Here is a 26,963-nt window from a genome sequence, read left to right on the forward strand (position 1 = left end):
TCCGCCGCATGAAAGAAGGGACCGCCTCGGCGGTCCCTTCTGCTTTTAGGAGAACAAAGGGACACCCACTTTGTTTGCCTCTCCGTGATATGCTTAAAACAGGAACAAAGGGACACCCACTTTGTTTGCCCCAAAGGAGAACAAAGCGGAACAAAGGGACACCCACTTTGTTTGCCTCTCCGTGATATGCTTAAAACATATCTCGAGGAGCAAGACTCTTGACTCGCCCGCGCACCGCTCTCGTCTGCCTCGCCGATACGCCCTGGTATCACGTCGTCTCACGCTGCGTGCGGCGCGCGTTCCTGTGCGGCAAGGACCATTACACCGGTCGATGCTTCGAGCACCGCCGCGGCTGGATCGTTGATCGAATCAGGCAGCTGTCCGCAGTCTTCGCCATTGATGTCGCCGCGTATGCGGTCATGAGCAATCATTTCCATCTCGTCGTCCGCGTCGACGCTGAACGCGCCACCAACTGGTCCCGCGACGAGGTGCTGCGGCGCTGGACGCAGCTCTTCGACGGTCCGCCTGCCGTGCGAGACTTTCTGGCAGCCCGCAGCGACACACCGACCGCGACCACCTTGCATGTCATTGACCAACTCGCCGAAAAATATCGGTCGAGGCTGACGGATCTGTCGTGGTTCATGCGGGTGCTCAATGAATCCATCGCCCGACAGGCCAACGCCGAAGACGACGTCACGGGGCGGTTCTGGGAAGGACGCTTCAAGAGCCAAGCGCTGCTGGACGAACAAGCCATCTTGTCGGCGATGACCTATGTCGACCTGAATCCCATTCGCGCACAAATGGCGGACACCCCGGAACGTTCAGAGTTCACGTCCGTCGCGGAACGCATCGCTGAACTTACGCGCGCCCCTTCCGCCGGCTCCCCGACAACCGTCCGGCCTTCTGCCTCCCCCTCCTCGGCCGAGTCCGCCGCCGACGCTTCCGATTCAGCGGATATGCCACACGGCGAGACAAGACCGGCCTCGCTCCCGAAACAGCCCTTGATGCCATTCGATGCCACGGCCCGGCTGTCCGCGGCGATCCCATTCGCGTTTTGCGATTACCTGGAAGTTATCGAGACCGCGGGCCGCTGCGTTCGTCCGGACAAGCGCGGCGCGATCCCGAGACAGACGCCCAGGCTGCTGGAGCGACTCGGCATCGAGCCGCATCAGTTCATCACCGGCGCGACAAGCCTGATGCGGCAGTTCGGCAGTGCAGTGGGCGCACCGCGAAACCTCACGCAGTTATGCGCGGCGCGCCAAGTCAAGTACCTCAGGGGAATGGCTGCAGCCAGAGGGATGTTTCAACGCAAGGCAGCGTGACGAAAACCCCGGCGTCACGTCTCGCCTCTTGCCCGGACGATCGTCAGATCCGCGCCACTCCCACAACTCGCACTCGTTTAACCGTCCGTCGAGGTTTCCGACGCTGCGAGAGGGGGGAGACTGTGCCCCGCATATTCGCGAATCACGCGGAAAGACCGGCTCAGCTCACCTGTGAGGTCTCTCGCCTTGACGAGCGCCGCAGCCAACTCTGCGACATCTTCGACGTACTCATGCACGAGCTTGTTGCGCAGCAGGCGCATCGCCAGCCAGGCGTCCGGGTCGGTCACGAATTGCAGCTTGTGGGCGAGATTGAGGTTGTCCAATGCCGTGGCGCTTCGCTCGCCAATAGCCACGAGGAAGGTCGGCAAGAGCTTGTCCATCATCGTGTCCTGCATGCGCGAAAACTTGCCGACGAACAGACGCGAGGACACGCCCAGAAGCTGCTCTTCCTCGCGCCCGACCAGCGCAAGCAGGTACCACAGCCGCTCTATCGCGCCCGTCACAGCTTGACCCCATGACGCAGCGCAGCGCGGTCGATCGGCCGGGAGGGCGTTCCTTTGCGATGCACAACGATGTCGATCCGCCGTTCCCCGAGCTCACGCTGCAGGGTCGCATAAAACCGCAACTGACGCTCCAGGACCTCAGCCGCGTCGCCATCCAGTTCGACGTACAGGTCGATGTCGCCACCTCGGGCGTCATCATCGACGCGGGAACCGAACAGCCAGACCTCCGCCTGCTCCCCGAGCGAGCGGTTCGCTGCCTTCCTGATCTGCAATCGCTGTTGTTCGGTAAGACGCATGGGACAAAGTCTAGCATCGAATCGCGATCATCCAGGACGGGGGAAACAGGGGATTAGGTACTGTCCTGAGTTGCAAGTTCGTTGCTGAATTAGCGCGCAATCACCGCCATGCTGCGTTGCGGATCCGCGCCGGGAGTCCAACCCGACTGTGTTTCGTGCCTCCGACCACAGGCGGGCGCCCCGGACACCTGCCCGGACGGATCGGGGATGACTTCATGAAGCCGCGTTTCGATGCCGAACTCGATGCGAGGGAGAGCAGATGACAGTTCTTCTCGACACGCACGCCCCCACGTTTTCACAAACCAGGCCAGCGCATCCGCACCTTGTCGCGAAAACCAGTCCAGATCTGCAGCGCCCGTTGCGCGGAGTCGATAGCAAGTTGCAGCCGCGCAAACCGCTCGTCATCGGTTTCGGGATAGTCATGTGCGAACTCGTTCCGCACGCGCCGAAGATCGGACCACTCCTCGGCCGACGGAAGCCACCCCAACTGCTCCAGTCTGGCGAAACGATCGAGCGCCGCCATCGACGCAACCTCCTCCCCCAGCGCACGTAACACCGCCGGCATGAGCCGCGCACCTAGATCATCCTGAAGTCGCAGATAGCGATAGGCAAACTGATCGAGGAGACGGCGATCTTCCTTTCCGAGCGAGGCAAGATCGCCGCGGCACAACGCACGCAACGCCAGGTCTCCAAGCGCATCACGCAAACCCTCCTCATGCAATCGACAAGTTTCGAGAGCCTGCTGAAGCGCCAGCAACTCGGGGGAGCGGGTCATAACCGAACTCCGGTTTGATGGGCGATACGGACGATCGGACGTGTATCGCCCGGCCCCTCGATAACGACGTCAACCTTGCGCTCGCCAAGGCGGCGCTCCAGGCGTGAAAGAAAGCGGACCTTGCGCAGCAACTGTTCCCGCGCGTCGAGCGACACGGGCGACAGCAGCAAATCGACATCGCCGCCTCTCTTGCTGTCGTCGACACGCGACCCGAACAACCACACGCCCACATCGTCGCCGAAAACCTCGGCAGCCGTTTGTCGGATAGCGGCCACTTGCTCGGGACTCAGTCTCATATGTTTGATCCTTGAAAACCGCTCCGGTCGATTCTACATCCGGCGCCACGACGCAGGGATTCAGGGTCGAAACTGTGGAAATAGGGAACGGAACGCGATTTCCCGTCCTCGAAACAGCGAGACGCCCACTCTGCTTGCACTAAGGCAAGACCAAGAAGACACAGAGGCACGGGCAGCCTCGATCTGCCTCCCGTTCCCCTACTCCATCCCCCACTTCTGCAGCCGATAGCGCAACTGCCTGAGCGTCATCCCAAGACGCCGCGCGGCCTCCGAGCGGTTCCAGCGCGTTTCGTCGAGCATCCGCAGGATCCGCACGCGCTCGTCCTCGCCGTCCTCGTCGTTGTCGACATCCGCTTCGGCCACAAACGCTTCGGCGGCGCCGAATGGGCGCAAGGGCTGGGCGATGCCTTCGGTCGGGTGCAGGTCGATGTCACCCGCGCCGATCTCGTCGCCGTCGCACAGCGCGCACGCGCGTTCGAGCAGGTTTTCCAGTTCGCGTACATTGCCCGGGAAGGGGTGCTGCCTGAGGGCTGCGGCGGCGTCGGGCGCTAGGCGGTGCGGCGGGACGCCATCGCGCTCGGCGAGCCGCGCGAGGATGTGCGCGGCCAGCTCGGGGATGTCCTCCGGACGTTCGCGCAGCGGCGGCACCCGCAGCGTGATGACGTTGATGCGGAAGTAGAGGTCCTGGCGGAACTTGCCGTCGGCGACGAGCTGGGCAAGGTCGCGGTGCGAGGCGGACAGGATGCGCACGTCGACGGATTCTTCGGCATGGGCGCCGACGGGACGCACGGCGCGCTCCTGGATCGCGCGCAACAGCTTGACCTGCATCGCCAGCGGCAGGTCGGCGACCTCGTCGAGGAACAGGGTGCCGCCACGCGCGGCCTGGAAGAGGCCGTCCTTGTCGAACACGGCGCCCGTGAAGGCGCCCTTGCGGTGGCCGAAGAACTCGCTTTCCATGAGTTCGGGCGGGATCGCGCCGCAGTTCACCGGCACGAAGGGCGCCGACGCGCGCGGACCGAGCTCGTGGATGAGGCGGGCGATCACTTCCTTGCCGGTGCCGGACTCACCCTGGATGAAGACGGGGGCCTGGTTGCGCGCCAGCTTGGCGATCTGCGCGCGCAGGTGCTCGAGCGCCGGCGACGTGCCGATGAGGGTGCGCGTCGCATTGCCAGCGCCGGGCGCGGGGGCCGATGCCGCGGTCTGTAGTTTCAGCGCGTGGCTGACGAGCTCGCGCAGGGCCTTTAACTCGACCGGCTTGGTGACGAAGTCGAAGGCGCCGCACTTCAGGGCGCGGATGGCGGTCTCGATGCTGCCGAAGGCGGTGATGACGGCGACCGGCAGGCCCGGCGCGTGCGACTGGATGTGCGCGACCAGATCGAGCCCGTCGCCGTCCGGCAGGCGCATGTCGGTGAGGCACAGGCGGTAGCTCTTTTCGGCCAGCAGGCGGCGCGCATCCTCGACCGTTCCGGCGCTATCGCACGCGAGGCCCATGCGCAGCAGCGAGAGTTCCAGAACTTCGCGGATGTCCTCCTCGTCGTCGACGACGAGGACATCGATTCCGGCAGGGCGGTTGCGTCGTTCGGATGTGTTCATGGCTGACTCCGTCCGGTGAGCACGAAATGGGCGCCCGGCGCATTGTCGCGCAATTCGAGCGTGGCGCCATTGGCTTCGGCCAGTTCGCGGGAGATGTAGAGACCCAGCCCGGTGCCCTTGGGGTGCGTCGTGAAGAAGGGTTCGAACATGCGCGGGCGGTCGGACTCGGCGATGCCGGGGCCGTCGTCGACGATGTGCACGGCCACCCGCCCACCCGCTTCGACACGGGCGAAGACACGCACGGAGCCGGGCGCGCCGGAGCAGTAGCGCCGCGCGTTGCCGACCAGGTTGTCGAGGATCTGGTGCATGTGGGCGCGGTCGATCGCGAAAGTTGCATCGTCGGGGATGTCGAGCGCAAAGACCTCGCGCTCGGCGCCGCCGCGCAGCGCGAACTCGTCCAGCAGCCCGCACGCGAAGGACGCCAGCGGCAATGCCTCGGGCAGCATTTCATCGCGCCGCCCCAGCGCCAGCACGTCGCGGATCATGCGCTCGATGCGGCGGGCATTGTCGTTGATGATGCGCACGAGGCGGACCTGGACGTCGCCGCGCTTTTCCTCCGTCAGCAGCTCGGCAGCCTGGGTGACGGCAGACAGCGGGTTGCGGATCTCGTGCGCCATGCTGGCCGTGAGGCGCCCCAGGGCGGCCAGCTTGAGCTGCTGGATATGGGTCTGGATCTCCTCGAAATCGGTGAGATAGATCACCGTCTCGCCGCCCTCAGCGCTGCGCCCGTCGGCGTCTTCCTGCGCGCCGACCGCACGGCAGCGCAGCAGCTTGCCGGCCGGCCCGAGGCGCCGCAGGCTGCCTTCGGGAACGCTGCAGCAGGCGGGCACGTCGGCGAAATTCTCATCGACATCGGTCAGGCGCAGGCCGTCGACGCTGCTGAGGCCGAGCAGCTCCGCCGCGCGCGGGTTGGCCTGACGGACGACGCCGTCGGCCGCGACCACCAGCACGCCGTCCTGCATGTCATGGATGATGCGCTCGTTGACCGCCTGCTGCTTGGCGAGCGCCTCGCCGCGCTGCACCGCGAGCGATTCGTTGGCCTTGGCGCGCAACGCGAGAAAGCGCGCGGTGATCGCGATGCCGAAGAAGGCGGTGCATACGAAGGCGACCTGCAGGAAGTCCGCCGCGCGCTCGCCGGCGAAGAAACGCCAGACGTTTTCGGCCAGCACGGCGACGGTCGCGAGCGCAGCATAGAACAGCACCATGCGCCCTTCGGCGACGAGGCCCGCCCCGGCGAGGACGACCATCATCAGCACGGGCATGCCGCTGCGGTAGCCGCCGCTGGCCCACATCATCACCGCGAGGACGGCGATGTCGATCACGGCCTGTGCGGTGATGATGCGGTCTACGCCGAAGCGGCGTGCCGCATCGGGGAATCCCAGCGCCAGCACGGCGGCGAGGTAGGCAAACGCCGCGGCATTGAAGATTCTCGGCGCATCCGAGCCCAGATTGAGCTCGAGGCCGGCGACGAGGAAGAGCCCGGCGAGGATCAGGCGGAAGAGGTTCAGGTAGCGCAGCGGCCCCCGGCGTGCGAGGTCGCGGCGTTCGTCCGCGGCGGCACGCATGTTCAGGGTTCCTGGCGCCCGGAGCCGATCCGGCGATGCTCCTCGCAACAGAAGAAGCGATCGCCGTCGCGCACGCCTTCGCTCTCGGGGACGTGGACGCCGCAATGATCGCAGCTGACCATGCGCTCGGGCACGCCCTTGCGCTCGCCGGTCTGCTTGCCTGCCGACGAGTCAGTGCCGCCCGGCCGGTTCAGGGCGCGACGCACCCACCAGATGCCGACGAGGACGAGGACGAGGAGGAGCAGGTTTCGCACGATGCGGATTTACCAAGGCGGCTGGCAGATACCACCGTTCGCCCCGAGCTTGTCGAAGGGCACAGGCAGGGCTTCGACAGGCTCAGCCCGAACGGTAGCGGATGCCGGACCAGTTACGGGAATACCAAGCGGGAGAGTCTAGCACGCACTCCGCATCACACCTTCTGCAGGCGCTCGCACGCCGCCGCCAGCGTCGCCTCGTTCTTCGCGAAGCAGAAGCGGATCACGTGCTCGTCGCGTCCGTCGGCGAAGAAGGCCGACACGGGGATCGCCGCAACCCCCGTCACGCGCGTGAGCCGCTGCGCGAAGGCGGTATCGGGCTCGTCCGAGATCGCGCCGTAGCGCGCGAGCTGGAAATAGGTGCCGGACGAGGGCAGCAGCTCGAAGCGCGAACCGGCGAGCGCTTCACGGAAGAAGTCGCGCTTGCCCTGGTAGAAGGCTGCCAGCCCCTCGTGCCGCGACGCGTCCGCCATGTAGTCGGCCAGCGCGAGTTGCACCGGCGTATTCACCGTGAACACGTTGAATTGGTGCACCTTGCGGAATTCCGCCATCAGCTCGCGCGGGCCGACGACGTAGCCGACCTTCCAGCCGGTGATGTGGTAGGTCTTGCCGAAGCTCGACACGATCAGGCTGCGCGCGGCCAGTTCCGGATGGCGGGCACAGCTCTCGTGGCGCAGGCCGTCGAAGACGATGTGCTCGTACACCTCGTCGGAGACGATGACGATGCCGGTGCCGTGCGTGAGCGCCGCCAGCCGTGCCATGTCGCCGGCCGTCCATACCGTGGCGGTCGGGTTGTGCGGGCTGTTGATCATGATCATGCGCGTGCGCGGCGTGATCGCCTCGGCGACCGCGCCCCAGTCCGGCCGATAGTCCGGCGCCGCCAGCTGCATGCGCACGACGCGCCCGCCCTGCAGCTCGATCGCCGGCGCGTACGAGTCGTACACCGGCTCGAACACGATGACCTCGTCGCCGGGGCGCACGAGCGCCGCAACCGCGGTGAATAGCGCCTGCGTCGCACCGGCCGTCACCGTGACCTCGGCCTCGGGGTCGTACGCGGTGCCGTAGAGCGTGGAGACCTTGCGCGCGATCGCCTCGCGCAGCGGCGCGACGCCAGCCATCGGCGCGTACTGGTTGTGTCCCGTGCGCATCCAGTGCGCGACGCGCTCGAACAGCACGTCCTCGGCATTGAAGTCCGGGAACCCCTGCGACAGGTTGATCGCGCCGCATTCCTGCGCGAGGCGCGACATCACGGTGAAGATCGTCGTGCCGACGTTCGGCAGGCGGGATTCGACGGGGGCAGGGAAATGCGGCATGGTGTGCGGGTCTTGTTCAGTGGATCGGAGCATTCTGGCAGAGCACAAACGGATCACCAATCAGGGCGAAGGCCGCAGGAACAGCAGGACCGTAGGGCGGGAGGAGCGCAGCGCATCCCGCCATCCCACGGCCCGATGGCATCCCGACCGTTGCATGGCGGGATACGCCTTCGGCTCCTCCCGCCCTACGGGAGCGACGCCCGGCGCAAACGCCACACGCTAGAATACCCCCATGTTCACCCAGCCCATTCCCACGATCCGCCGCGACGGCGACGCCGTCGTCATCCTCGACCAGACCCTGCTGCCGCACGCATGCGAGCTGCGCCGCCTCGCCACGCTCGACGAGGTCGCGACCGCGATCCACGCGATGCAGGTGCGCGGCGCCCCGCTCATCGGTGCGACCGCCGCCTACGGTGTCGCCATCGCCCTCGCCACCGATGCCAGCGACGCCCGCCTCGAGCATGCACTGACCACCCTCGCCGCGACCCGCCCGACTGCCGTGAACCTGCACTGGGCGCTCGGCCGGATGCGCGAGCGCCTGCACCCCCTCGTCCCGACCGAACGCCCCGCGGCTGCCTGGCGCGAGGCCGAGGCGATCCACCGCGACGACGCCGAGATGTGTGCCGCTATCGGCGGACACGGTCTCGCGATCCTCGAACGCCTGGCCGCCGGTCTCGACCGTCCGCTGCGCGTGATGACCCACTGCAACGCCGGCTGGCTCGCCACCTGCGGCGCCGGTACCGCGCTCGCCCCCGTGTATGCGGCGAAGGCGCTTGGCCTTGCCGTAGAGGTGTGGGTCAGCGAGACGCGCCCGCGCAACCAGGGGCTGCTCACCGCGTGGGAACTGCGTGAAGCGGGCGTGCCGCTGCGCCTCATCGCCGACAACGCGGCCGGCATCCTGCTCGCGCGCGGCGAGGTCGACGTCGTCATCACCGGCGCCGACCGCGTCGCAGCCAACGGCGACGCGGCGAACAAGGTCGGCACCTACCTGAAGGCGCTCGCCGCGCGCGAGCACGGCGTGCCCTTCTACATCGCCGCACCCTTCTCGACCGTGGATTTCGGTTGCGCCGACGGCGGCGCGATCCCGATCGAGGACCGCGGCCCGGGCGAAGTGTGCACGGTGCTCGGACTGGACTGCGACGGCGCGGTGAAGACGCTGCGCCTCGCGCCCGAAACCACCGCCGCGGCCAACCCCGCCTTCGACGTGACGCCCGCCCGCTGCATCACCGGCATCATCACCGAGCGCGGTGTGTGCGCCCCCGGGGGGCTGCGCGACCTGTATCCGGAAGCGACGCGATGAGCCTTTCCGTCGAACTGGCGGTACGCGAAAGACTCCTCGCGACCGCGCACGCGATGAGCGCGGCCGGACTCAACACCGGCACGGCCGGCAACGTCAGCGTGCGCATCGACGGCGGCATGCTGATCACGCCCAGCGGCATGCCGCCCGTTGCCTGCACGCCGGAGGACATGGTGATCGTCACCGCGGACGGCAGCGCCAGCGGGCGCGTCGCGCCGTCGAGCGAATGGCGCTTCCATCACGACCTCTATACGCGACGCCCGGAGGTGGGGGCGATCCTGCACGCGCACGCGCCCTTCGCGACCTCGCTCGCATGCCAGCGCATCGAGATCCCGCCCTTCCACTACATGATCGCGCGCTTCGGCGGCAACACCGTGCGCTGCGCGCGCTACGCGACCTTCGGCACGCAGGCCCTGTCGGACAACATCCTCGCGGCGATGGACGGCCGCTCGGCCTGCCTGATGGCCAACCACGGCATGCTCGTGTCCGGGCGCGACCTCGACAATGCGCTCGATCTGGCGATCGAGTTCGAGACGCTGTGCGAGCAGTACTGGCGCACCCGCCAGATCGGCGAGCCGGTGCTCCTGTCGGACGCGGAGATGGCGGAGGTCGTGGAGCGCTTCCGCTGGTACGGCAAGCCGCGGGCGGGCTGACGGAGCCAATCGTAGGGCGGGAGAAGCGCAGCGCATCCCGCCGATCCAACGGTCGCCGATTTCCCGACCGCCGCTGACACCCGCTCGACGGCTGCATGTCGGGATCCGCCTTCGGCTCCTCCCGACCTACGGTGACCGGGACGAAGGCGATCCGTGCTGGAGGTGCGAATCGTAGGGCGGGAGGAGCGAAGCGCATCCCGCCGATCCACCCGCCCGAAATTTGCCGACCTCGGCACGAGCCCCGACACATCGCGGACTGGCGAAGGACATCAGCACCTGCGGCGCAGGGCAGAAAAGCGAAGCGCCTTCCGCCGCAGGTGAATCGTCACGCATCGCCGCGCCCGGATGCGCGCTCCAGCACGCGGATCAGGCTGGACGTGTCGCTATGCGCCCCGCCCTGCGCCATCAGCGCGTTGAGCTGCTGCCCCACCTGCGCCGCGATCGGCAGCGGAGCGCCGAGGCGCGCCGCCTCGTCCATCAGGATGCCGAAGTCCTTGTGATGCAGGCGCGCCTCGATGCCGGCGGCGAAATCCCGCCGGATCATGCGGTCACCCATCACGTCGAGCATGCGCGACGCCGCGGAGCCGCCCATCAGTGCCTCGCGCACCTTCGCCGGATCGACGCCGTGAGCCTTGGCGAGCAGCATGGCCTCGGCGCAGGCCTGGATCGCCGCGACCATCACCATCTGGTTGCACGCCTTGGCGACCTCGCCGGCACCGTTGCCGCCGACATGCACGATCGCGCGGGAGAAGGTTGCGAGCAGCGGGCGTACGCGCTCGAGCACCGCCGCGTCGCCACCGACCATCATCGCCACCGTCCCCGCCTCCGCGGCGACCGATCCGCCCGACACCGGCGCATCGAGCATCGCCGCGCCGCGCGCAGCCAGCGCGGCGGCGATGCGGCGCGTCGTGCCCGGCGCGATCGTGCTCATGTCCACATGCACCCAGCCCGGCCGCGCGCCCTCGACGAAACCGCCCTCGCCCAGCGCGACGCGCTCGACGTCCTCGCTGGTGGTGATGATCGTGAACGCGACATCCGTCGCCGCGGCGAGCTCGGCCGGCGTCGCATGCACGACCGCGCCGGTCCCGGCGAAGGGCGCGACGCTTTCCGGACGCCGCGCCCACAGGTGCAGGCGATGGCCGGCGCGCTGCAGGTGCTGCGCCATCGGGCGCCCCATCGCGCCCAGGCCGACGAAACCGACCTCCATCAGTCCTGCCCCTCCCCGCCGCTCATGCGCTCGAGGAGCTTCAGCATCGCGATCGAGTCGTTCTCGCCCAGGCCGCTGCCGACCATCGCGTTGAGCATCTGCGCGGTCGCGGCGGAGGTCGGCAGCGCGAGGCCGAGGCGATGCGCCTCTTCCATCACGATGCGCAGGTCCTTCTGGTGCATCCACGCCTTGAAGCCGGGCTTGAAGTTGCGGTCGAGCATGCGCTGGCCGTGGTTCTCCAGCACGCGCGAATAGGCGAAGCCGCCGAGCAGCGCCTCGCGCACCTTCGCCGCATCCACGCCGCTCTTCTGCGCGAAGTTCATCGCCTCGGCCACGGCCGCGACGCCGACGCCGGTGAGGATCTGGTTGCACGCCTTGGCGACCTGGCCGGCGCCGCTCGCGCCGATCAGCGACACGGTCTTGCCCATCGCCTCGAACACGGGCTTCACGCGCTCGAACGCGGCCGCGTCGCCCCCGACCATGATCGTGAGGGTCGCGTTGATCGCGCCGATCTCGCCGCCCGACACCGGCGCGTCCAGCATCTCGATGCCGCGCGCCTTGAGCTTCGCGGCGATGGCCTGGGCCGCGGCCGGGGCGATGGTGCTCATGTCGACGAAGATCAGGCCGGGACGGGCGCCGTCCGCGACACCTTGCGGGCCGAGCGCGACCTGCTCGACGTCGGGCGCATCCGCGACCATGCTGATGACGACCTCGGCGCGCGAGGCGAGTTCCGCCGCGCTCGCGCAATCGCCCGCGCCCGCGTCGAGCAAGGGCTGCATCGACTCGCGCCGGCGGCTCCACACATGCACCTTGTGCCCGGCCTTCATCAGGTTCAGCGCCATCGGGCGCCCCATCAGGCCGAGGCCGATGAATCCGACTTCCATTTCGATTCTCCTGTGGCTGGAACGCGCATGGCGACGCATAATCTTCGCCATGACCTACGCCCCCATCATCAAGGAAATCGGCCGTGGCGCCAAGGGCGCGCGCGACCTCGACCCCGCGCAAGCGGAGCAGCTGTTCGGCGACATGCTGGACGGCAAGGTGCCGGAGCTGGAGCTCGGCGCGATCGTCGTGTCGCTGCGCATCAAGAGCGAGTCGCGCGACGAGCTGCTGGGCTTCAAGCGCGCGATGGATGCCCGCTGCGCTCAAGTCGCGGTGCCGCCGGGCCCGCGCTGCGTGATCCTGCCGACCTACAACGGCGCGCGCCGCCAGGCCAACCTGATGCCGCTCGTCGCGCTGCTGCTCGCGCGCGAAGGGGTGCCGGTGCTGATCCAGGGGCGGCACGATTTCGAGTCGCGCGTGAGTCCGTTCGAACTGCTTGCGGCGCTCGGCATCCATCCCGCGCTCGGTGTCGGCGACGCGCACCGCGAGCTCGCCGAGAAGCGCATCGCCTGCCTGCGCCTCGACGAGCTGCTACCGGGGCTCGATGCCCTGTTGAGCCTGCGCCTGCGCCTGGGCGTGCGCGGCAGCGGCCACACGATGGCGAAGCTCGTGGACCCGTGCATCGGTCGCAGCGTGCGGGTGGTCGCGGTGACGCATCCGGAGTATCTCGAACGCATGCACGAGTTCCTCGTCGTGGATGGCGGGCGGGCGATGCTGATGCGCGGCACGGAAGGCGAGGCCTACGCGAACCCGCGCCGGCGACCGGCGATGCAGGCGTTCCGCGATGGCGTCGCGGAGCTCGCCTGGCCCGCGGAGGAAGGCGGCGCGCCGCCGCTGGATGGGCTGCCGGACGCGCCCGGCGTGGAGGAGAACGCGGCGCTGATCCGCGCGATGCTTGCGGGCAAGGTGCCGATTCCACAACCGGTGCTCGACCAGGCCGCGCTGCTGGTGCGGCTTGCAACCGAGGCCTGAACGCTGCGCTCTCGTGACGCGAGGGGCCGGTATCCTGTGGGAGCGGCTTCAGCCGCGAATGGCCGCGTTACATACAAGACCACCGATTCGCGGCTGAAGCCGCTCCCACCTGAAGCGGAGCGTGGCCAAGAGTCCTACGCCCGGCAGGAGAGACTTCAACCGCGGCGAAAGCTCAGGGAGGGGAAACTCCCGCCGTAGCTAAAGCCTCTCCTGCCGGGCGCAGGACAGGCGGCGCGGCTCGGGGTCAGCCGGAGATCGGCGCGAAACGCCCGTCGCGGTAATCAGCCAGCGCCTGGTGGATCTCGGCCTGCGTGTTCATCACGAAGGGACCGTACTGCGCAATCGGCTCGCCGAGAGGTTGCCCGGCGATCAGCAGCACGCGCGTCGGCGCCGCGCCCGCCTCGATCACGACCCCATCCGCGGCGGCATCGTTGGCGAGGATCGCCATGCGCTGCACCGCGACCTGCGTGCCGGCGACCGTGACCTCGCCGCGATACACGTAGATGAAGGCGTTGTGCCCGGCCGGCAGGGGCTGCGCGAAGCGGGCGCCGGCCGGCAGGTGGATGTCGAGGTAGAGCGGCGCGGTCGCGTCACGCGTCACCGCCCCCGCGACGCCATGGCTCTCGCCGGCGATCACGGTCACCGCGGCACCGGTCTCGGTCGTGAAGGTCGGCAGTTCGCCCGCGGCGAAGTCCCGGTACCACGGCGCGCACATCTTGTCGCGGCCGGGCAGGTTCAGCCACAGCTGGAAGCCTTCCATGACGCCCTCTTCCTGCTCGGGCAGCTCGGAGTGGATCACGCCGCTGCCGGCGGTCATCCACTGCACGCCGCCGTTCTCGAGCAGGCCTTCGTGGCCCGCGCTGTCGCGATGGCGCATGCGGCCGGCGATCATGTAGGTGACGGTCTCGAAGCCGCGGTGCGGGTGGTCCGGAAAACCGGCGATGTAATCGCCCGGATCGTTGCTGCCGAATGCATCGAGCATCAGGAAGGGGTCGAGGCGGCGCTGCAGCGGCTGGGTCAGCACGCGAGTGAGCTTCACGCCCGCGCCATCGGAGGTGGCCTGCCCGGCCACGAGGCGCTCGACGCCGCGCGAGCGGCTGACTTCTTCACTCTTGCGTTGCTGTTTCGTGTCGGACATGGTCTGGTTCTCCTGTCGGGGTCAGGGGGGGCTCTCTGTATTTGTTTCTTGCCCGGCACCGGATCTATGCGTCCGGCGTCCGGGAGTGCGAGGCAGCGAGACACTTACGCGAAAGCCGCCTCGATGTCGCGTTGGGCGTCGGCGAAGGCCTGTTGTTCCGCTTCCGGCCCCATCGCCAGGCCTTCGGCGAAGACGAAGCTGATGTCGGTCATGCCGAGGAAGCCGAGCACGGTCTTCAGGTACGGCACCTGGGAGTCGCCCTCGGTGCCGCGATACTTGCCGCCGCGCGCAAACGCGATGTACACCTTCTTGCCCTTCAGCAGGCCTTCCGGGCCGTTCGCGGTGTACCGGAAGGTCACATTGGCGCGGGCGATCGCATCGATCCAGTTCTTGAGCTGTGCCGGCACGCCGAAGTTGTACATCGGCACGCCCAGCACGACGGCGTCGGCAGCCTGGATCTCGGCGATCAGCGCGTCATCGAGCGCGACGCGGGCGGCCTGTTCGGACGTGCGCTGCTCGGCGGGCGTGAAGAGTGCACCCAGCGCGGCTTCATCGAGGATGGGATGGGGGGTGCTGGAGAGATCGCAGACGACGAGGCTGGCACCGGGGTTCGCGGCGCGCAGGCGCTCGACGATGCTGTTGGCAACGCGGGTGGAAGCGGAAGCAGCGGCACGGGCGCTGGAATTGACTTGCAGGATGTTCATTCGTTGCTCCATCGAAGTGGTTTGTCGATGGGGCAACTTTAGGGGAAGCATTGTTGCGGAAAAACCAGAACATTTGCACTTCACTGTTGCCAGATCCGCACTCACCCGCGCCACCGGGGATTGCGCGCCCGCCCCTTGCGGTCGCAATCGCGACTGAACTTTTCACCGGCGCCGGGGACGAATGCGCCGGACTGACCTACAATCGCGCCTCATTCACCCGTCTTCGCCCATGATGAATTCATCCGCACCGTCCTCCCGCGTCCTCTTCCTTGGACTGTTCGCCGCCTGCGTGGCCCTGCTCGGCTTCGGCCTGTACCTGCAGCACGTCGTCGGCCTCGAGCCGTGCCCGATGTGCATCATGCAGCGCTATGCCTTCATCGCCATCGCGCTTTTCGCGCTCGTGGCAGGTCTGCACAATCCGGGCCGCAGCGGCACGCGCGCCTATTCGGGGCTGATCCTCGTCGCCGCGCTTGCGGGAGCGGGCGTGGCGGCGCGCCAGACCTGGATGCAGATCTATCCGCCGGAAGTGGCCGAATGCGGGCCTGACCTGGAATTCATGCTCGGCAGCTTCCCGCTCGCGGACGCGCTGCCGATGATCTTCCAGGGCGCGGGCGATTGCTCCAAGGTGGACTGGAGCTTCCTGGGACTTTCGATCGCAAACTGGTCGCTGGCGATGCTGACGCTGGTCGCGATCGGGGCGATCACGCTGATCGTGCGCGGGAAGGGGCGCGGCTGATAACCTGAAGACTGCGGCGCGTCAGCCGACGACGCGCACGGTCGTGCCGCCGATCTCGTACATGCCCTGCCCCAGCGCGTGGCAGCGCTTGACCTCCAGCCGCGTGACGAGCGGCGGACGGGCGACGGAGCCGTTTCCGGGCACCGAGACCATCACCTCCAGCACCTCGGCCTGCCCGGGCACGTAGGGCGCGCGCAGCGTCATCCCGCCGACGCCGATTTCGACGCATTCGCCATGGATGGTCTCGCCCGTCTTCAGGCGGATCGCCGCCGGACAGCCGAGCGGGATGCGGCGGTCGAGCCGCCGTTCAACGTGGGATGCGCGATCGTTCATGGGCCGGACTGGCTTCCGCTTCGATGACAGCCCGATTGTAGCCTTCCACCGTCATCCGCGCCGCATCCTTTCACGGCCCATCCCGGATATGCCGAAGATCAGCGGCAGCTGCCGCCGTCCGGCACCCCCGCCTTGCGCAGGAAGATCTCCAGCGGGCAGAAGCGCGTGAAGCCGCTCTGGAACAGGTTCGCGCCGACGAAGGCGGTGAACCACAGAAAGTTCTTGCTCACGAACAGCGGCGAGCCCTCGACGCCCAGCGCGAGCGAGATCAGCACGAAGGCGCCGGCGAAGATGCGGACGAACTGGTTGACGGTCAGGGTCATTGCGTTTCTCCTTGCAGTTGCGCGACGCGCTTGCGCATCGCGGCGTAATACAGCACCGGGATCACCACCAGCGTGAGCAGCGTGGACACCAGGATGCCGAAGATCAGGCTGATAGCCAGCCCGTTGAAGATGGGGTCGTCGAGGATGAAGAGCGCGCCGATCATCGCCGCCAGCGCGGTCAGGCCGATCGGCTTGGCGCGCACCGCGGCGGCGCGGATCACCGCCTCACCGAGGTCCATGCCGGCGCGCACCTGCTGGTTGACGAAGTCCACGAGCAGGATGGAGTTGCGCACGATGATGCCTGCGAGCGCAATCATGCCGATCATCGAGGTGGCGGTGAATTGCGCACCGAGGAGCGCGTGGCCCGGCATGACGCCGATGATGGTGAGCGGGATCGGCGCCATGATGATGAGCGGCGCAAGGTAGCTCCTGAACTGCGCGACCACCAGCAGGTAGATCAGGATCAGGCCCACCGCGTAGGCGGCACCCATGTCGCGGAAGGTCTCGTAGGTGACCTGCCATTCGCCGTCCCACTTCACGCTGTAGCCCGCATAGGCGTCGTCCGGTGCGCGGATGAACCATTCGCCGAGCGTGCCAGCAAGGCCGGGAGCCCCGGCCAAGGCCATGCCGTTGATCTGCGAGCGGATGTCGAACATGCCGTAGAGCGGCGAATCGAGCCGTCCGCCCATGTCGCCGGTGACGTACACCACCGGCAGCAGGTCCTTGCGATGGATCACCTGCTCGCGCGCCGTGTCCTGCACGGTGACGAGCTCCGACACCGACACCAGGGTGCCGTCGCGTGCGCGCACCTTGAGCGCGAGCAGCGCGTCGACGCTCGACTGGCGCTCGGACGGCAACTGGATGCGCACCGGGATCTCGTACTTGTTGTCGCCGCCGTGGATCGGCGTGACGTCCTCGCCCGCCAGCCCCAGACGTACGACCTCGACGATGTCGGCCTGCGCGACGCCCATGCGCGCGGCCTTGGCCTGGTCGACGCGCAGCACGAGCTTGGGCGCGGCCTCGTCGACGGTGTCGTCGACGCCGACGATGTCCGCCGTGCCCTCGAAGGCGGCGCGCACCTTGCCGGCGACGGCGGTCTGCCCGCCGTAGTCGGGCCCGTACACTTCCGCGACGATGGGCGACAGCACCGGCGGCCCCGGCGGCACCTCGACGACCTTGGCGTTGCCGCCGGCCTCGCGCGCGATGCGCGTGACCTCGTCGCGCACGGCGACCGCGATCTCGTGGCTCTTGCGGCTGCGGTGCTTCTTGTCGACGAGGTTCACCTGGATGTCGCCCATCTCGGGTGCGCTGCGCAGGTAGTACTGGCGCACGAGGCCGTTGAAGTTGATCGGGCTCGCGGTGCCGGCGTAGGCCTGCCAGTCGGACACCTCCTCGACCGTGCCGAGATGCTCGCCGATCTCGCGCAGCACGCGCGCGGTCTCCTCGACCGGGGTGCCGACCGGCATGTCGAGCACGACCTGGAATTCGCTCTTGTTGTCGAAGGGCAGCATCTTCAGCACGACCAGCTGCACCGCCGGCAGCGCCACCGACACGGCGATCAGCGCGAACACCGCGAGCCACAGCTTGAGCCGCGCACGGCCGCCCTTGAGCGGATCGAGCATCGGCGTCATGGTGCGGCGGAACAGGCGGTCGAGCCAGGCGGTGAGCCTGTCCTCGCCCTCGTGGTGATGCGCGTCCACCGACTTCAACAGCTTCTGCGCGAGCCAGGGCGTGACGACGAAGGCGACCGCCAGCGAGATGAACATGCCCATCGACGCGTTGATCGGGATGGGGCTCATGTAGGGCCCCATCAGCCCGGTGACGAAGGCCATCGGCAGCAGCGCCGCGATCACCGTGAAGGTCGCGAGGATCGTCGGCCCGCCGACCTCGTCGACGGCGCGCGGGATGAGCTGCCACAGCGGCGTATCGGGCTCCAGGGTGTGCCAGCGGTGGATGTTCTCCACGACCACGATCGCGTCATCGACGAGGATGCCGATCGAGAAGATCAGCGCGAAGAGGCTCACGCGGTTGAGCGTGAAGCCCCACGCCCAGGACGCGAACAGCGTCGCCGCGAGCGTGAGGCCGACCGCGACACCGACGATCAGCGCCTCGCGCCGCCCGAGCGCGAAGAACACCAGCAGCACGACCGCGCCGGTCGCGAACACCAGCTTGCCGATCAGCGTGTTGGCCTTGTCGTTGGCGGTCTGGCCGTAGTTGCGCGTGACGGTGAATTCGACGCCCTCGGGGATCAGCTGGCCGCGCAAGCCGTCGGCGCGCGCGAGCACCGCATCGGCGACGTCGGCAGCGTTCGCGCCGGGCTTCTTCGACACCGCCAGCGTCACCGCCGGGAAGGCGCCCTGCTCGGCGATGCCCTTCTGCGCCGCCGCGGCGCCGGTGCCGAACCACACGTACTGCGTCGCCTGCTCCGGGCCGTCCTCGATGCGCGCGACGTCGCGCAGGTAAACTGGTTTGCGCTCCTGCACGCCGACGACGAGGCTGCGCACGTCCTCCGCGGATTCCAGGTAGGTGCCGGTCTGCACCAGCACCTCGCGGTTGCCCGCGACCAGGCTGCCGGCCGGCTGCGAGGCGTTCGCGAGCTGCAGCGCGGCGCGCACGTCCTGCGCGGTGACGCCGTGCGCGTTCATGCGCTGCGTGTCGAGCAGCACGCGCACGACATGGCCGGGGCCGCCGAGGGTCGTCACGTCGCGCGTGCCGTCGATGCGCTTCAGTTCCAGCTCCACCGCACGCGACACCTGCTGCAATTCGAAGCCGCTGCGCGCGGGATCGGCCGTCCAGAAGCTGAGGCTCACGATGGGCACGTCGTCGATGCCCTTGGGCTTGACGATGGGCTCGCCCACGCCCAGCTGCGGGCTCAGCCAGTCCTTGTTCGAATGCACGGTGTCGTAGAGGCGCACCAGCGCGTCCTGGTTCGGCACGCCGACCTCGAACTGCACGGTGATTACCGCCATGCCGGGGCGCGACACCGAATACACGTGCTCGACGCCCGCCATGCGCGACAGCACCTGCTCGCCGGGGCGCGCCACCAGCGCCTCGACGTCGCGTGCCGAAGCGCCCGGGAAGGGCACCAGCACGTTGGCCATGGTCACGTCGATCTGCGGCTCTTCCTCCTTGGGCGTGATCAGCGTCGCGAACACGCCCATCAGCAGGAGGATCAGCGCCAGCAGCGGCGTCAGCGCATTGCGCTGGAAGGCGCCGGCGATGCGGCCGGAGATGCCGAGCGGAGCGCTCATGGTCGCCCTCCGTCAGCGCGCCGCGCCGGCACGCGCCGCGCGCGCGGCAATGCCGGCCTGCACCGGATCGAGCGCGACCTCTTCGCCGCCGACGAGGCCGGCAAGCACCTCGACATTGCCGTCCGCGAGCGGCTCCCCCGCACGGATCTGGCGCAGCGCGAAGCCGCCCTTGCCGTCGGCGACATAGACGCCGGTCAGCTCGCCGCGGCGCAGGATCGCGCCGGCGGGAACGGCGATGCGCGTGCCCTCGCCCGTCACGAAATGCACGCGCGCGAAGGTCCCCGGCACCAGCCCTTCGGCGTTCGCGGGCAGGTCCACGCGCACGCGCACGGTGTGCGTGCGCGGGTCGGCGGCAGGCAGCACCGTGACGCTCGCGGCATCGAGCCAGCGGCCGGTATCGGGCAGCTCCACGCGCGCCTTGATCTGTCCAGTTGCGAGGCCGGCGAGGCGCTGCTGTGGTACGTCGACGACGGCGCGCATCGCCGCGGGGTCATATACGGTCACGAGCTGCCGCCCCGGCTGGGCCATCTCGCCCTGCTCGACATGGCGCGCCGCGACCAGCCCCGCGACCGGCGCGACGATCGTCGTGTAGCCCTGCACCGTCGCGGCCTGGCCACGGCCTGCGCGCGCCGCGCGCAATTGGGCTTCGGCCGCGTCGTAGGACGCCTTTGCCTGATCGAGTGCGGACTGACTGACGAACTTGCGCTCGACGAGGCTCTTCGTGCGCTCGTACGCGGCCTTCGCGTTGATCTGGCCAGCCTGCGCCTGCGCGATGCCGGCCTCGGCCCCGGCGACCGCCTGGCTCGCCTCGGCGGCGTCGATGCGCAGCAGCACCTGTCCCTTCGCGACGCGGTCGCCGGCGTCGACCTTGAGCTCGACGATGCGGCCGGGCACCTGCGCGGCGAGTGTGGCCTGATGCACCGCTTCGAGCGTGGCCTCGGCGGGATGGGTCAGGCCGACCGCCCGCGCCTCGATGCGCTGCGTGGGCACCTGCGCCTGCGCCAGGTTTGCGAGGGCCAGCGCAAGCGCGGGCAAAGCGATCCGGATGATGGAATATCTCGTCATGAATATAAGTTTATTCTTATATTAAGCCGAGTCAAGCCTCCGGAACATTTCCCGCCGCTACCGTCGGGTCCGTTCTTGTGGGAGCGGCTTCAGCCGCGAACGCGTGCCGTTGATCCGTATCCGTTTCGCGGCTGAAGCCGCTCCCACGGAAGCCACTCCATCTCAGTCCCGCGATGCCACGCTGCAACCCAGCGCGTAGTCCGCCATCGCGGCGATCACGCCGTCCGCCTCCCCGACCGCCAACGCGAGCGTGATCTCGCAACCGGGGTGAAGCGCACGCGCGCTGGCGACGAGCCTGGGCACGTCGCTCTTCAGATGCCCGCCCTGGGCGATGAACATCGGCACGACGGTGATGCGCCGGATGCCGTCATGAGCCAGCGCGGCGATCGCCTCGTCCAGCGTCGGCGCCATGAACTCGAGGAAGGCCAGTTCGACGCGCAGCCCGGGCGCCTGTGCGCGCAGGTGATCGCGCGTGCGCCGCATCGGCCGAGCCCACTCGGGATCGCGGGCGCCGTGCCCGAACAGCACCACCGCATGTGTTTCGCTCATGATTCGCTCTCGACAGTTTCCGGACTGGCGTCGACCGGCGGCGCCAGCAGACGTTCGATCGCGCGCGCGGCGGCGAACATGCCGACCGATGCCGTCACCGCGACGCTGGAGCCGTAGCCGGCGCACGCGAGCCCCTGCGGTCCGTGCGGCAGGTCGCACGCGAGGTCGTCGAGCCGCAACGGCTCGCACGAATACACCGCCTCGATGCCGAAGGGGCGCTTGGGATTGCGCGGGAAACCGTGCTCGCTGCGCAGGCGCTTGCGCACCTTGGCGAGCAGCGGATCCTGCTCGGTACGCGACAGGTCGTCGACGCGGATACGGCCCGGATCGGTCTTGCCCCCGGCGCCGCCGGCAACGATCAGCGGGATACGCCGGCGGCGGCACACCAGCACGATCGCGACCTTGGCGCGCACGTTGTCGATCGCATCGACGACGACGTCGAAGCCTTGCAGCAGGTCCGTCGCGTTGTCCGGCGTGACGAAATCCTCGACCACCTCGACGCGCGCATGCGGATTGATCGCACGGATGCGCTCGGCCATCGCCAGCACCTTGGCCTGCCCCAGCGTCGGATCCAGCGCGTGGATCTGGCGGTTGATGTTGGACTCGGCGACATGATCGAGGTCGATCAGCGTGATGCGCCCCACCCCGCTGCGCGCCAGCGCTTCGGCGATCCACGAGCCGACCCCGCCCACGCCGATCACGCACGCATGCGCGGCGTCGAGGCGTGTGGGCGCATCGGCGCCGTACAGGCGGGCGATGCCGCCGAAACGGCGCTCGCGATCGACTTCGACAGGGGATTCGAAACTCGGGCCGGACATGGCAATTACCGTTCACGCAGAAGCGCGGATGTTACCGCAGCGCGGCCGCGATGAACTCGCCCGCGCGCCTTCGCTCCAATGGGCCAATGGAGGACCCACGATGCGCCATCTGGCATGCCGTACGCTACTGGCCGCCGGCCTGCTCGGCGCCGCACCCGCCCACGCCGACAGCACACCGCCCGCGTCGCTCGCGCAAAGCGCGGTCAGCGCCTACGAGGCGGGCCGGCTGGACGAGGCGGCGCGGCTGTTCGAGCGCGCTGCGCGGGCCGGCAACCGCCTGGCGCAGTTCAACCTCGCGATGATGATGTTCCGCAAGGAAACCGCCGCACCGGAACCCGACGCCGGGTGGCGCTGGCTCAGGCGCGCGGCCGGCGCCGGTCTCGCCCAGGCGCAGTACAACTTCGCGCTGCTGTACGACCGCGGCAGCGGCGTCGCGAAATCCCTGCCCACCGCGGCGGAGTGGTACCGCCGCGCCGCCGAGCAGGGACACACGGAAGCCCAGGTCAGCCTGGCGACCATGTACTACGTGGGGCACGGCATGGGGCGCGATTTCGCCGCGGCCGCGCGCTGGTACCTCGCCGCCGCCCGCGCAGGACACGCGGGCGCGCAGTACATCGTCGCGTCTATGTACGAAGCGGGAGACGGCTTGCCCGCCGATCTCCGTCAGGCCGAGCACTGGTACGCGCAGGCGGCGCTGCAGGGCGACGCCGCCGCGCGGGCGAAGTACGAAGCGCTGCAGGACCGGCCGCGCGAGGAAGAGCGGTAAACCGCGGCCCCGCGGCCGGTGGATCAGGCGGTGCTCAGTTCGCGCAGCGCGCAATCGTCGAGCCAGACCCCCAGCCCTTGGGCATTGAGCTCGAGATCGGTGCGCAAGAGGGCGAACATCTCGTCCTCCGGAAGCGGCCAGCCATGGCGCTCGGCCTCCTCGCGCACGATCTGCTCCAGCCCCGCGAGGATCTCGACGTGACGTGCGACCCCCTCGCCGCGCGCCGCCCTTGCCACCGCGATCTGCGTGTCGATCAGCCGGTGCAGGTCGGCCGCAAGCCGATCCACGCCGGTCACGCGGCTGTAGTGGGTCAGATACATCGCGTCCGGCCGATAGCTCACCAGCCGGTCGATCGACTCGTGCAGCGCATCCGGATCGAACTGCGTCGGCGTCGTCGTCGGGTACACCGAAGGCCGGCCGTCGACGTCGAACTCGCGATACGACAGGCCGAAGGTGTCACCGGTGAAGAAGGCGCGCGCGGTCTCGTCCCAGATACAGATGTGGTGCTTCGCGTGCCCGGGCGTGTGCAGGATGCGCAGCCTGCGCGTGCCCAGCTCGAGCACCATGTCCTCCTCGGTCGCGACGATCCGCTCGGCCGCGACCGGCGCCAGGCGGCCGTACAGCGCGAAGGCGCGCTCGGCGCCATACACGGCGGAGGTGCCTTCCCACAGCTTCGCCGGATCGGCCATGTGGCGCACGCCGCGCGGATGGACGACGAGCTTCGCGTTCGGGAACGCGCACATCAGGCTGCCGGCGCCGCCGGCGTGATCGAGGTGGATGTGCGTCAGGATCACCCACTGCACGCGCTCGGGCACGATCCCCGCAGCGGCCAGCGCCGCCAGCACGCGCGGCGCCGAGGCATTGGTGCCGGTGTCCACGACGGCGGCACGCCCCTCGTGGATGATCAGGTGAATGGCCGCAAGGCCGGGGTGGCAGTAGCCGGAGTCCACCGCGAGAATGCCATCGGGGTGGGCCGTGAGGTGTTGCACGATTGTCTTCCTCCAACGCCAGCGGATCGTTTTGTGTAATTGTATCCCTCGCCCGCGGACAATTCCCGCCGGGAATTCCCCAACCTGCCCATCCGGCCACCAAGGAGCCGCAACCATGAGCCCCGCGTCATTCGATTTCGACCACGTCCCCGACCGCAGCGCCGTCCCCGGCGAGAAATGGGGCCGTTACGCCGGACGCGACGTGCTGCCGCTGTGGGTCGCGGACATGGACTTCCCCGCACCGCCGCCGGTTATCGACGCGATCCGCGCACGCATCAACCACCGCGTGTTCGGCTACACGGACCCCTGGCCCGGTCTGTCGGACGCCGTCATCGACGGCATCGCCCGCGACCACGACTGGCACATCGAGGCGGACTGGATCGTGTGGCTGCCGGGCGTCGTCACCGGCTTCAACCTCGCGTGCCGCGCGACCGGCGAAGCCGGCGACGAGGTGTTCACCGCGACGCCCGTGTATCCGCCCTTCCTCACCGCGCCGGCAAACAGCGACCGGCGCCTGGTCACGCGCCCGCTCAGGCTGGAGAACGGCCGCTGGGGATGGGACCGCGAGGACGTGGAAAATGCCATCACCGCGCGCACCCGCCTGCTGATGCTGTGCAACCCGCACAACCCGGTCGGCCGCGTGTTCGACCGCGACGAGCTCGAATGGCTCGCGGGCCTCGCCGAGCGGCACGACCTGGTGATCTGCTCCGACGAGATCCACTGCGGCCTCGTCCTCGACCCGGCCACGCCGCACATCCCGATCGCCGCGCTCGACGAAGCGACCGCCCGGCGCACGATCACGCTGATGGCGCCGTCCAAGACCTGGAACATCCCCGCGCTCTACTGCGCACTGGCGATCATCCCCGACCCTGCGCTGCGTCGGCGCTTCCGCCACGAGATGCGTGGCGTCGTCCCGCACAACAACCTGCTCGGCCTCGTCGCCGCCGAGGCCGCCTACCGTGACGGTGGCCCGTGGCGCGCGGCCCTGCTCGACTACCTGCGCGGCAACCTCGACCTCGTGATGGAGGCCGTCGCCGCGATGCCCGGCCTCGCCACGACGCGGCCCGAAGCGACCTACCTTGCATGGATCGACTGCCGTGGCGCCGGGCTCGATAACCCCATGCGCTTCTTCGAGGATGCCGGCGTGGGGCTATCCGACGGCGCCCCCTTCGGCATGCCCGGCTTCGTGCGCCTTAACTTCGGCTGCCCGCGCGCGCTGCTCGAGGAAGCGCTGCAGCGCATGCTGCGCGCGCTGCACGCCCGCCACGCGGCCCGGGCCTAGCCGCGCCGCTCAACCCGCGCGCACCCGCCCGATGTCGCGCTCCAGCCCGTACAGCTTCACCTTCTGGTACAGCGTGCTCTTCGCGATGGCGAGCTCGCGTGCAGCACGCGTGAGGTTGCCGTGGGTAGCGGCGATCGCGCGGCGGATGAGCTCCGCCTCGCCTTCCGCGATGCTGCCGACCGGCGCGTTCGTCGCGAGTGCGCCAAGCGCGGTCGCGACCGGCGCGCTGACCGGGGAGTCGGCCATGCCGAGGAGTTCCGGCGGCAAGGCGTCGATGCCGACGCACTCGCTGTCGCTCATCAGCAGCACGCTCTCGACGACGTTCCTCAGTTCGCGCACGTTGCCCGGCCAGCTGTAGCTCTCGAGCCGGGCGAGCAGCTCCTCGTCGAGACGGCGTAGTCCGAGCTCGTGCTGCTTCGAGAAGCGTTCGACGAAGTGCCGGGCGAGCTCGCGCACGTCGCCGACGCGGTCGCGCAGCGGCGGGATGCGCACCGAGGTCACCGCGACGCGGTAGAAGAAATCCATGCGGAAGCGGCCATCGGCGACTTCCTTGCGCAGGTCGCGGTGGGTCGCGGCGATGAGGCGGAAGCTGACCTTGCGCGGCACGTTTTCGCCCAGGCGGTAGATCTCGCTCTGCTCGAGCACGCGTAACAGGTGCGGCTGCAGGTCGAGCGGCATCTCGCCGATCTCGTCGAGGAACAGCGTGCCGCCGTTGGCGGCCTCGATCTTGCCGACCATTCCGCCGCGCCGCGCGCCGGTGAAGGCGCCGTCGACATAGCCGAAGAGTTCGCTGGCGAGGAGTTCGCGCGACAGGCCGCCGCAGTTCAGCGCGACGTAAGGACCGTCGCGGAAGGGGCTGGCCTTGTGCAGTCCCTGGGCGAACTCTTCCTTGCCGACGCCCGTCTCGCCCAGCAGCAGCACCGGCACCTTGGAGCGCGCGAGTTGGTCGGCCTTGCGCACGGCCTCGCGCAGCGCCGGGTCGCGGGTGATGATGGAGGTGAAGCCGGAGGGCATGTCGTTCGCCGCCACCGCCGGCTCGCTGACGAGGCGACGTGCGCCTTCCCCGGAGATCGCGCGCCCGATGCGGGGCAGGGGCAACACGAGCAGGGTGCCCAGGCGCTGCCCTTGTGCGCCGTATACCGGCTCGAGCCATTCGGGCCGCAGCCAGGCGGGCAGCGCCGGCGTGCGCACGAGTTCGCCGTTGTCGCCGATCGCCAGTGCGGTGACACGGCGCGGCGCGGACAGGTCGAGGTCGGCGCCCAGCGAGGTCATCGCCGCCTGGGCGATCTCGTTGGCGCGCACCGGGTACCCCCGGCGGTCAAACAGCACGAGGCCGTCGGTGCCGTTGGACCAGCGCTGCAGCGAGGCTTCGAGCAGGTGGTAGCGCCGCTCCATCTCGCGCATCGCGATCTTGTTCTCGATGCGGCTTGCGGTCGTCACGACCAGCGCGAGGCTCTGGCGGCTGTAGCTCTCGGACAGGCCCGAGACGTCGACGACGCCGATGATCTCGCCGTCGTGCGGGTGGCGGATCACGGTGGCCGAACAGGTCCAGCGCTTGATGCCGGCGCAATAATGTTCCGCCGAGTGGATCTGCACCGGCTCGCCCACAGCGAGCGCCGTGCCGATCGCGTTCGTGCCGCAGATGCGTTCGCTCCAGGAGACGCCCGGCAACAGATGGATGCTCTCTGCGGTCCCGATGGTCGGGTTGTCGCCCTCCATCGTCAGGATCGTGCAGCTCGTGTCGGCGAGCGCCATCACGGTGCCGGTTTCCGCGAGAAAATCGCGCGCACAGGCCATGATCGGGGCGCTGGCCTGCAGCAGTTCGCCGTGATGCTCCTTCATCGACTCCAGCATCGACTCGTCGACCGGAGGCGGCGCGCTGCGTTTGTCGGGATCGACGTTTTGCTCCTGGCAGCGCTGCCACGAACGGTCGACGAGCGCGCGCAATGAGTCGGACGGACGGCTTTCGCCGTCGAGAAAGCGTTCCCACGCCGCCATCACGGCGGCGTCGCTACCCGGGTCGGAAAACATCTGCCCTTCGGGCACCCGTGTCATCAAGTCTCTCCTCCTGTTGCGCCGAT

Annotated in this window: 27 protein-coding genes; 7 read left to right on the forward strand and 20 right to left on the reverse strand. The window is 68.7% G+C overall.

Annotated features, from left to right (window positions below; all coding sequences use genetic code 11):
- Positions 1-218 precede the first annotated feature (218 nt).
- Positions 219-1,322, forward strand: coding sequence for a transposase (locus GO615_RS08905; RefSeq protein ID WP_169127090.1), 1,104 nt, complete (start codon positions 219-221; stop codon positions 1,320-1,322).
- A 77-nt stretch (positions 1,323-1,399) separates the two neighbouring features.
- Here GO615_RS08905 and GO615_RS08910 read toward each other — a convergent pair whose 3' ends face one another.
- The 8 genes from GO615_RS08910 to GO615_RS08945 form a co-directional block, all read right to left on the reverse strand.
- Positions 1,400-1,825, reverse strand: a complete 426-nt coding sequence (locus GO615_RS08910; RefSeq protein ID WP_169127092.1) for a hypothetical protein — start codon at positions 1,823-1,825, stop codon at positions 1,400-1,402.
- Positions 1,822-2,121: a nucleotidyltransferase domain-containing protein gene (locus GO615_RS08915; protein WP_169127094.1), complete on the reverse strand. Its 300-nt coding sequence runs from the start codon at positions 2,119-2,121 to the stop codon at positions 1,822-1,824. The genes GO615_RS08910 and GO615_RS08915 overlap by 4 nt, the downstream gene beginning before the upstream one ends.
- Positions 2,122-2,416: 295 nt before the next feature.
- The gene (locus GO615_RS08920) at positions 2,417-2,896 is read right to left on the reverse strand and encodes a hypothetical protein (RefSeq protein WP_169127096.1); all 480 of its coding nucleotides are present in this window, start codon (positions 2,894-2,896) and stop codon (positions 2,417-2,419) included.
- The gene (locus GO615_RS08925) at positions 2,893-3,192 is read right to left on the reverse strand and encodes a nucleotidyltransferase domain-containing protein (RefSeq protein WP_169127098.1); all 300 of its coding nucleotides are present in this window, start codon (positions 3,190-3,192) and stop codon (positions 2,893-2,895) included. Before GO615_RS08925 ends, GO615_RS08920 begins: the two co-directional genes overlap by 4 nt.
- A gap of 198 nt (positions 3,193-3,390) precedes the next feature.
- A complete protein-coding gene (locus tag GO615_RS08930) occupies positions 3,391-4,785 on the reverse strand; it encodes a sigma-54-dependent transcriptional regulator (RefSeq protein ID WP_169127100.1) in 1,395 nt (464 codons plus the stop codon).
- Positions 4,782-6,350 carry a sensor histidine kinase gene (locus tag GO615_RS08935; RefSeq protein WP_169127102.1) on the reverse strand — a complete coding sequence of 523 codons (1,569 nt, stop codon included), beginning with the start codon at positions 6,348-6,350 and terminating at the stop codon, positions 4,782-4,784. The genes GO615_RS08930 and GO615_RS08935 overlap by 4 nt, the downstream gene beginning before the upstream one ends.
- A gap of 2 nt (positions 6,351-6,352) precedes the next feature.
- Complete coding sequence (locus GO615_RS08940; protein ID WP_169127104.1) at positions 6,353-6,604, reverse strand: PP0621 family protein; 252 nt, start codon at positions 6,602-6,604, stop codon at positions 6,353-6,355.
- A 155-nt stretch (positions 6,605-6,759) separates the two neighbouring features.
- A complete protein-coding gene (locus tag GO615_RS08945; protein WP_169127106.1) occupies positions 6,760-7,917 on the reverse strand; it encodes a pyridoxal phosphate-dependent aminotransferase in 1,158 nt (385 codons plus the stop codon).
- A gap of 232 nt (positions 7,918-8,149) precedes the next feature.
- On the opposite strand from GO615_RS08945, the gene mtnA reads away from it, so the two are divergent.
- Together mtnA and GO615_RS08955 are read left to right on the forward strand one after the other, a co-directional pair.
- Positions 8,150-9,217: an S-methyl-5-thioribose-1-phosphate isomerase gene (mtnA, locus tag GO615_RS08950; protein WP_169127108.1), complete on the forward strand. Its 1,068-nt coding sequence runs from the start codon at positions 8,150-8,152 to the stop codon at positions 9,215-9,217.
- On the forward strand, positions 9,214-9,867 hold the full coding sequence (locus GO615_RS08955; RefSeq protein ID WP_169127110.1) for a class II aldolase/adducin family protein: 654 nt from the start codon (positions 9,214-9,216) through the stop codon (positions 9,865-9,867). The genes mtnA and GO615_RS08955 overlap by 4 nt, the downstream gene beginning before the upstream one ends.
- 325 nt (positions 9,868-10,192) lie before the next feature.
- Here the strand turns inward: GO615_RS08955 and GO615_RS08960 are convergent, their stop codons facing one another.
- A complete protein-coding gene (locus tag GO615_RS08960; protein WP_169127112.1) occupies positions 10,193-11,074 on the reverse strand; it encodes an NAD(P)-dependent oxidoreductase in 882 nt (293 codons plus the stop codon).
- Positions 11,074-11,958 (reverse strand): 2-hydroxy-3-oxopropionate reductase, encoded by an 885-nt coding sequence (locus tag GO615_RS08965; protein WP_169127114.1) that lies wholly within the window; start codon positions 11,956-11,958, stop codon positions 11,074-11,076. Before GO615_RS08965 ends, GO615_RS08960 begins: the two co-directional genes overlap by 1 nt.
- A 49-nt stretch (positions 11,959-12,007) precedes the next feature.
- Between GO615_RS08965 and ybiB the strand changes: the two genes are divergently transcribed.
- Positions 12,008-12,928, forward strand: coding sequence for a DNA-binding protein YbiB (ybiB, locus tag GO615_RS08970; RefSeq protein WP_169127116.1), 921 nt, complete (start codon positions 12,008-12,010; stop codon positions 12,926-12,928).
- Between the two features lie 244 nt (positions 12,929-13,172).
- On the opposite strand, the gene GO615_RS08975 is transcribed toward ybiB, so the two are convergent.
- Together GO615_RS08975 and GO615_RS08980 are read right to left on the reverse strand one after the other, a co-directional pair.
- Positions 13,173-14,066: a pirin family protein gene (locus GO615_RS08975; protein ID WP_169127118.1), complete on the reverse strand. Its 894-nt coding sequence runs from the start codon at positions 14,064-14,066 to the stop codon at positions 13,173-13,175.
- A gap of 104 nt (positions 14,067-14,170) precedes the next feature.
- On the reverse strand, positions 14,171-14,770 hold the full coding sequence (locus GO615_RS08980) for an FMN-dependent NADH-azoreductase (RefSeq protein ID WP_169127120.1): 600 nt from the start codon (positions 14,768-14,770) through the stop codon (positions 14,171-14,173).
- 229 nt (positions 14,771-14,999) lie between these two features.
- Between GO615_RS08980 and GO615_RS08985 the strand changes: the two genes are divergently transcribed.
- Entirely contained in the window at positions 15,000-15,506 is a 507-nt protein-coding gene (locus tag GO615_RS08985) for a disulfide bond formation protein B (protein ID WP_169127122.1), read from the forward strand.
- Between the two features lie 21 nt (positions 15,507-15,527).
- Here the strand turns inward: GO615_RS08985 and GO615_RS08990 are convergent, their stop codons facing one another.
- The 6 genes from GO615_RS08990 to GO615_RS09015 form a co-directional block, all read right to left on the reverse strand.
- A complete protein-coding gene (locus GO615_RS08990) occupies positions 15,528-15,839 on the reverse strand; it encodes a PilZ domain-containing protein (RefSeq protein WP_169127124.1) in 312 nt (103 codons plus the stop codon).
- 98 nt (positions 15,840-15,937) lie between these two features.
- Complete coding sequence (locus tag GO615_RS08995) at positions 15,938-16,162, reverse strand: YgaP family membrane protein (RefSeq protein ID WP_018987870.1); 225 nt, start codon at positions 16,160-16,162, stop codon at positions 15,938-15,940.
- On the reverse strand, positions 16,159-19,413 hold the full coding sequence (locus GO615_RS09000; RefSeq protein WP_169127126.1) for an efflux RND transporter permease subunit: 3,255 nt from the start codon (positions 19,411-19,413) through the stop codon (positions 16,159-16,161). Before GO615_RS09000 ends, GO615_RS08995 begins: the two co-directional genes overlap by 4 nt.
- A gap of 12 nt (positions 19,414-19,425) precedes the next feature.
- Entirely contained in the window at positions 19,426-20,478 is a 1,053-nt protein-coding gene (locus GO615_RS09005) for an efflux RND transporter periplasmic adaptor subunit (RefSeq protein WP_169127128.1), read from the reverse strand.
- Between the two features lie 162 nt (positions 20,479-20,640).
- Positions 20,641-21,027: a sirohydrochlorin chelatase gene (locus tag GO615_RS09010; protein ID WP_169127130.1), complete on the reverse strand. Its 387-nt coding sequence runs from the start codon at positions 21,025-21,027 to the stop codon at positions 20,641-20,643.
- Entirely contained in the window at positions 21,024-21,845 is an 822-nt protein-coding gene (locus GO615_RS09015; protein ID WP_169127132.1) for a tRNA threonylcarbamoyladenosine dehydratase, read from the reverse strand. Before GO615_RS09015 ends, GO615_RS09010 begins: the two co-directional genes overlap by 4 nt.
- A gap of 100 nt (positions 21,846-21,945) precedes the next feature.
- Here GO615_RS09015 and GO615_RS09020 point away from each other — a divergent pair, with 100 nt between their 5' ends.
- Positions 21,946-22,611 (forward strand): tetratricopeptide repeat protein, encoded by a 666-nt coding sequence (locus tag GO615_RS09020; RefSeq protein WP_169127134.1) that lies wholly within the window; start codon positions 21,946-21,948, stop codon positions 22,609-22,611.
- 23 nt (positions 22,612-22,634) lie between these two features.
- On the opposite strand, the gene GO615_RS09025 is transcribed toward GO615_RS09020, so the two are convergent.
- Positions 22,635-23,600: an MBL fold metallo-hydrolase gene (locus GO615_RS09025; RefSeq protein WP_169127136.1), complete on the reverse strand. Its 966-nt coding sequence runs from the start codon at positions 23,598-23,600 to the stop codon at positions 22,635-22,637.
- A gap of 115 nt (positions 23,601-23,715) precedes the next feature.
- Here GO615_RS09025 and GO615_RS09030 point away from each other — a divergent pair, with 115 nt between their 5' ends.
- Positions 23,716-24,882 (forward strand): MalY/PatB family protein, encoded by a 1,167-nt coding sequence (locus GO615_RS09030; RefSeq protein WP_169127138.1) that lies wholly within the window; start codon positions 23,716-23,718, stop codon positions 24,880-24,882.
- 9 nt (positions 24,883-24,891) lie between these two features.
- Here the strand turns inward: GO615_RS09030 and GO615_RS09035 are convergent, their stop codons facing one another.
- Positions 24,892-26,937: a sigma-54-dependent Fis family transcriptional regulator gene (locus tag GO615_RS09035; protein WP_169127140.1), complete on the reverse strand. Its 2,046-nt coding sequence runs from the start codon at positions 26,935-26,937 to the stop codon at positions 24,892-24,894.
- Between the last annotated feature and the right edge of the window lie 26 nt (positions 26,938-26,963).

The organism is Aromatoleum evansii (assembly GCF_012910805.1).
Taxonomy (GTDB): domain Bacteria; phylum Pseudomonadota; class Gammaproteobacteria; order Burkholderiales; family Rhodocyclaceae; genus Aromatoleum; species Aromatoleum evansii.